The sequence below is a fragment of the Ramlibacter sp. genome (assembly GCF_050250995.1).
In the GTDB taxonomy this organism is placed as follows: Bacteria; Pseudomonadota; Gammaproteobacteria; order Burkholderiales; family Burkholderiaceae_C; genus Ramlibacter.
The window spans coordinates 1-4810 of record NZ_JBFWNP010000096.1 but is presented as its reverse complement, the minus strand read 5'-3'; the positions used below and the strand labels follow the sequence as shown (position 1 = coordinate 4810).

Below are 4810 nucleotides of genomic sequence, written 5' to 3'. Positions count from 1 at the left end.
CCGATGGCAGCCATCCCGTCCAGGCCGCGTGGATCGAGATCGACGTCCCGCAGTGCGGCTACTGCCAGTCGGGACAGATGATGTCGGCGGCGGCGCTCCTCGAACGGACGCCGCGGCCGACCGACCCGGAGATCGACCGGGCCATGCGCGGCAACATCTGCCGTTGCGGCACCTACTCGCAGATCCGCGCCGCCATCCATCGCGCCGCGGACCTGAAGGGAGGCCGCTCATGAACCTCGAACTCACACGTCGCGGCTTCCTGACCCTCACCGGCGGCCTGGTCATCGGCTTCGTGCTGCCGCCGAGCCGCGCGCAGGCGCAGGGCGGGCTGTTTGCGCCGCCGCCGGCCAACAAGCCGAACGCCTACATCCGGATTGGCACCGACGACAGCGTCACCTTTCTGATCCCGAAGAGCGAGATGGGGCAGGGGCCGACCACCGCCTGTTCGCAGATGCTGGCCGAAGAGCTCGAGTGCGACTGGTCGAAGGTGCGCATGCAGGTCGCGCCGGTCGATCCCGACTTGTACGGCCACCAGACGACGGTCGGCAGCATGGCCATTCGCACCAGTTGGGATCCGCTGCGCCAGGCTGGCGCACAGGCGCGGGAGATGCTGATTCTCGCCGCGGCGCAGCAGTGGGGTGTCAGCGCCGCGGGGCTGCGCGCCGAGAACGGCTTCGTCATCAACCCGGCGACGAACCAGCGCATCAACTACGGGGCGATTGCCGAGGCCGCGTCGCGGCTTTCGGTGCCGGCCAGCGTCACGCTCAAGGATCCGTCGCAGTTCCGCATCATCGGCAGGCCGCAGAAGCGGCTCGATACGCGCGACAAGGTCACTGCCCGGGCGATGTTCGGCATCGACGCGCGTCCGGCCGGGCTCGTCTATGCGGCGGTCGAGCGGTGCCCGGTGTTCGGCGGCACCGTCGCCCGCTTCGACGCCTCGCGTGCCAGGGCGGTGGCGGGAGTCCGCGACGTTTTCCAGATCAGCAGCGGCGTCGCCGTGGTGGCCGACAACACATGGGCGGCCATGCAGGGCAAGCGCGCGCTGACCGTGGAGTGGAACGAGGGGCCGAACGCGGCGGTATCGAGCGAGAGCATCCGCCAGATGTTCGTCACCAACGCGGCCAGCCCCGGGGCCGTCGCCCGGAACGACGGCGACGCGGCCGCCGCCATCGCCCGCGCAGCCAGGAAGGTCGAGGCGACCTACGAGGTGCCGTTCACCTCGCACGCGCCGATGGAGCCGATGAACGCGACCGTGCACGTCAAGGCCGATGGCACGGCTGAGGCCTGGGTACCGACGCAGAGCCCGACCACATCGCGCGCCCGCATCGCGGAGATCGCCAACCTGGCGCCCGAGAAGGTCGACGTCCACACCACGTTCATGGGCGGCGGCTTTGGCCGGCGCGGGGAAGGGCAGATCAACCATCTCGAGGACGCCACCGAGATCGCATTACGCCTGCGCAACACGCCGGTGAAGCTGACGTGGACCCGCGAGGACGACATGACGCAGGACTACTACCGGCCGGCGTCGTATGCGCAGCTGGCGGGCGCGCTCGATGCGGCCGGGTGGCCGGCGGCGCTGCGCGCGACCATCGCCTGCCCGTCGTTCTTCGTGGTGCGCGATGGGCTCGACCCGATTGCCGTCGGCGGCATGTCTGACCTGCGCTACGAGTTGCCGGACCTCCGCGTGGAATGGAGCCGCTCCGACACGCACATCCCGGTGTCGTTCTGGCGCGCCCCAGGCGCCGCGCAGAATACCTACTTCGCGGAGTCGTTCTTCGACGAGCTCTGCGCGGCCGGCGGCAAGGACCCGGTCGAGGCGCGCCGCCGCCTGCTGGCCGGCGCACCGCGGCTGCTCAACGTGCTGAACGTCGCCGCCGAGCGTGCCGGGTGGGGCACGCCGCTGCCGGCTGGGCGCGGCCGCGGCGTGGCGCTCGGGTCGAATGTCGGCAGCTTCAACGCGCAGATCGCCGAGGTGTCGGTCGAGAACGGGCGGGTCCGCGTCCACGAGGTGGTGTGCGCGCTCGACTGCGGGCAGATCATCAACCCGCACATCCTGCGCCAGCAGGTCGAGGGGGGCATCATCTACGGGCTCTCGGCGACGCTGAAGGGGCAGATCACCATCGAGCGGGGGCGGGTGAAGGAAAACAACTTCAACACCCACGACATGCTCCGGTTCGATGAGGCGCCCGTGGTGGAGGTCCACCTCGTCGAGAGCCGTGAGCGTCCGACCGGCGCCGGCGAGGCGACCAACCCGGCCACCGTGCCGGCGGTGATCAACGCGATCTACGCGGCGACCGGGAAGCGGATCCGCACGCTGCCAGTGAAGCCCACCGACCTGGCGTAAATGGCCCAGCGCTCGGACTGGCTGCCGAGCCTCAAGGACCTCGACGGCGTCCGCGTCGTCGTCGAGGAGCCGGTGCCGGAACCGTTTGCACGGGACCCGCTGCGTGCCAGCGTTGAGCAGCAGCTGCGGGCCGCGCGCATCCGGGTCCTCGGCATGGGCGATTTCCCGACCGGCGATCCGCACCTGCGCATCTCGCTGACGGCCGCCACTCGAGGCGGCCTCGTGGCCTGCGACCTGCAGGTCGACTTCGTGCAGATTGTCTTCATGCGCCGCAACCCCGCGGTGACCTTCAACCGGGCACAGACGTGGAAGGCCGACGCGCGAATCGTCGTCACGGAGAGTGCCCAACTTGCGGACGCGGCCCACGAGGAACTCGAACGCCAGGTCGCCCAGTTCATCGCCGACTATCGGACCGCGAACGCATAGAGCAGCCGTAGTGTCCGGCTTCACCCGGACCTCCGAAGGGCGCCGGCGCGGTGCCGCTTGGCGCGCGCATCGGCCCAAGGCGGCACCGCGCCGGCGCCTGAGAGGTCAATCGGCTGATTCGACGAGCCGGGCCATTGCGTGCTCTCCACGGGCCTGCAAGCCGTGGATGACGCCGGCGCGGTCGGCGGCGGTGCGGTTCTGGCTCGTCTTCCATTTGCCGGCCAACGACGCGATCTCCATCTCGAAGCCAACGATGGCGCGGAGCAGGCCGTCGATGAAGTCCGGCGGCGCGTCGGAGATGTGCCAGGCGCCGGCACCCTGGCCCTCGAATCGGGTGGTCAGGCGGGTGACGTGCTCGCGAAGCCAGCCGGCGTCCTCGATGAAACGCAGCCGACCGCGCGTGTGGACGACGACGTAGTTCCATGTCGGCACGACGCGGCCGTGTTCCTGCTTGGTCGGATACCAGCCAGGGGAAATGTAGGCTTGCGGGCCCTGGAAGATGGCGAGGGCTTCGCCAGCCTGATCGGCATCACGCCACACGGGATTGTTCCGGGAGACGTGCCCTCGCAGCGTTCCGCACGCTCCGGCGCTGGCATCGAACTCGAGCGGCAGGTGGTTCGCGTCGATCCCGGTGGCGCCGACCGTTACCAGCGTGGCGAGGGGTGGTCCTCGATGGCCCGCTGCAGGACGTCGCGCCGGGACTCGGCGAAGTGATGCGGAATGTGCACGATAGCCCGAGCTTATCAGGCGGCTCCGGGTGATAGCATCCCGCCATCGGGAGGCAGTGGGCATGCACACGCATCACGACATCGATTACGTCGAGTTCACGGTCCGGGATCTGGCGGCGGCCAAGCGGTTCTACAGCGCGGCGTTTGGCTGGGAGTTCACCGACTACGGGCCGGAGTACGCCGGCATCAAGGGCAAGGACCGCGAGCCCGGCGGGTTCCGCCAGTCGGACGACGTGCGGACGGGCGGCCCGCTGCCGGTGCTGTATTCGCGCGGCCTCGAGGCGTCGCTCGCGGCGGTGAGGTCGGCCGGCGGCACGATCACCACCGAGCCCTTCGACTTCCCAGGCGGCCGCCGGTTTCACTTCAAGGACCCGAGCGGCAACGAACTCGCGGTGTGGTCGGAGCGGTAAAACGTTCGAGGGCAGGAGGGCAGGAGGGGCTGCATGCGTAAGTCGTTCGTCGTAGTCTCTGGCCTGCCTGGCAGCGGGAAGACTACGGTGGCGCGCGCGTTGGCGCCTGCGCTTGCCTTGCCTGTGATCGACAAGGACGACATCCTGGAAGATCTTTTCGAGGCGAGGGGCATCGGCGACATGGCTTGGCGTCGGGCCCTGAGCCGTGAGAGCGACGCGACGCTTCAAGCGCGGGCGCTCGAAGCGGACGGCGCCCTGTTGTCATCGTTTTGGCACGTCAGCGGAATGCTGCAGGATTCCGGGACGCCCATCGAGTGGCTCACGTCGCCGGCTCACAGAGTCGTGATGTTGGAGTGCAGGTGTCCGGCAGACATAGCGGCCGCGCGTTTTCTTCGCAGGCGGCGTCACCCGGGACATCTGGACGAGGGGAGAGATGCGACAGAAGTGGTAGCGTCGCTCACCGAACTCTCCGCGCTAGGGAGGCCGCCGATTGAGCCGTGCCTGGAAGTGGACACAACGAAGCCAGTCCCTGTCGGTGAGCTCGCGCGTAAGCTGCGCGACTTGCTCGGCCGCGATTAGCCGGGTAGTGACACACAGCGCGGGAACGCGGTGCGCGGGGCGGGCGCATCGGCGCAAGGCCGACTCACCGCGAAGCCGGAAATCGGGCGAAGCGATTCACCGCGTCGACTTCCTTCAGCGCGTTCGAGTTGCTGCGAGGCAGCGCGGACGTTTTGAGCCGTGCGACGGATGTCGTAACGAGTCAGCACCTAGTCGACGCGGGTGCGGCAGGGTACGAGCCCGAGCTCGATTTCCCGGCCGCCGCGCCTGCGCCCGCCCGGCGCACCGCGTTCCCGCGCGTTTCGGGTTGAAGGGAATGAAGCTCTGAAGGCTACCCGCGGATG

Annotated in this window: 6 protein-coding genes; 5 read left to right on the top strand and 1 reads right to left on the bottom strand. The window is 69.1% G+C overall.

The features are described 5' to 3' along the window. The 3 genes from AB7E83_RS27960 to AB7E83_RS27950 form a co-directional block, all read left to right on the top strand. Positions 1 to 233 (top strand): (2Fe-2S)-binding protein (locus AB7E83_RS27960; protein ID WP_428574787.1); only part of this gene is annotated, 233 nt, incomplete at its 5' end. Beyond that, positions 230 to 2344: a molybdopterin cofactor-binding domain-containing protein gene (locus tag AB7E83_RS27955; protein WP_428574785.1), complete on the top strand. Its 2115-nt coding sequence runs from the start codon at positions 230 to 232 to the stop codon at positions 2342 to 2344. The genes AB7E83_RS27960 and AB7E83_RS27955, both read left to right, overlap by 4 nt. Next, complete coding sequence (locus tag AB7E83_RS27950) at positions 2345 to 2770, top strand: hypothetical protein (RefSeq protein WP_428574783.1); 426 nt, start codon at positions 2345 to 2347, stop codon at positions 2768 to 2770. It abuts the gene before it with no gap. A 105-nt stretch (positions 2771 to 2875) separates the two neighbouring features. Here the strand turns inward: AB7E83_RS27950 and AB7E83_RS27945 are convergent, their stop codons facing one another. Then, positions 2876 to 3562 carry an FMN-binding negative transcriptional regulator gene (locus AB7E83_RS27945; protein WP_428574781.1) on the bottom strand — a complete coding sequence of 229 codons (687 nt, stop codon included), beginning with the start codon at positions 3560 to 3562 and terminating at the stop codon, positions 2876 to 2878. Between AB7E83_RS27945 and AB7E83_RS27940 the strand changes: the two genes are divergently transcribed. Then, positions 3561 to 3908, top strand: coding sequence for a VOC family protein (locus AB7E83_RS27940; RefSeq protein ID WP_428574779.1), 348 nt, complete (start codon positions 3561 to 3563; stop codon positions 3906 to 3908). The two genes, AB7E83_RS27945 and AB7E83_RS27940, sit on opposite strands and share 2 nt — an antisense overlap. Before the next feature lie 33 nt (positions 3909 to 3941). Further along, positions 3942 to 4487: an AAA family ATPase gene (locus AB7E83_RS27935; RefSeq protein ID WP_428574777.1), complete on the top strand. Its 546-nt coding sequence runs from the start codon at positions 3942 to 3944 to the stop codon at positions 4485 to 4487. The last annotated feature ends 323 nt before the right edge of the window (positions 4488 to 4810 follow it).

What these genes read in the sequence shown, in the direction of transcription:
- AB7E83_RS27955 (WP_428574785.1), top strand. Translation starts at nt 230, where the DNA reads ATGAACCTCGAACTCACACGTCGCGGCTTCCTGACCCTCACCGGCGGC.
- AB7E83_RS27950 (WP_428574783.1), top strand. Translation starts at nt 2,345, where the DNA reads ATGGCCCAGCGCTCGGACTGGCTGCCGAGCCTCAAGGACCTCGACGGC.
- AB7E83_RS27940 (WP_428574779.1), top strand. Translation starts at nt 3,561, where the DNA reads ATGCACACGCATCACGACATCGATTACGTCGAGTTCACGGTCCGGGAT.
- AB7E83_RS27945 (WP_428574781.1), bottom strand. Translation starts at nt 3,562, where the DNA reads ATGCCCACTGCCTCCCGATGGCGGGATGCTATCACCCGGAGCCGCCTG.
- AB7E83_RS27935 (WP_428574777.1), top strand. Translation starts at nt 3,942, where the DNA reads ATGCGTAAGTCGTTCGTCGTAGTCTCTGGCCTGCCTGGCAGCGGGAAG.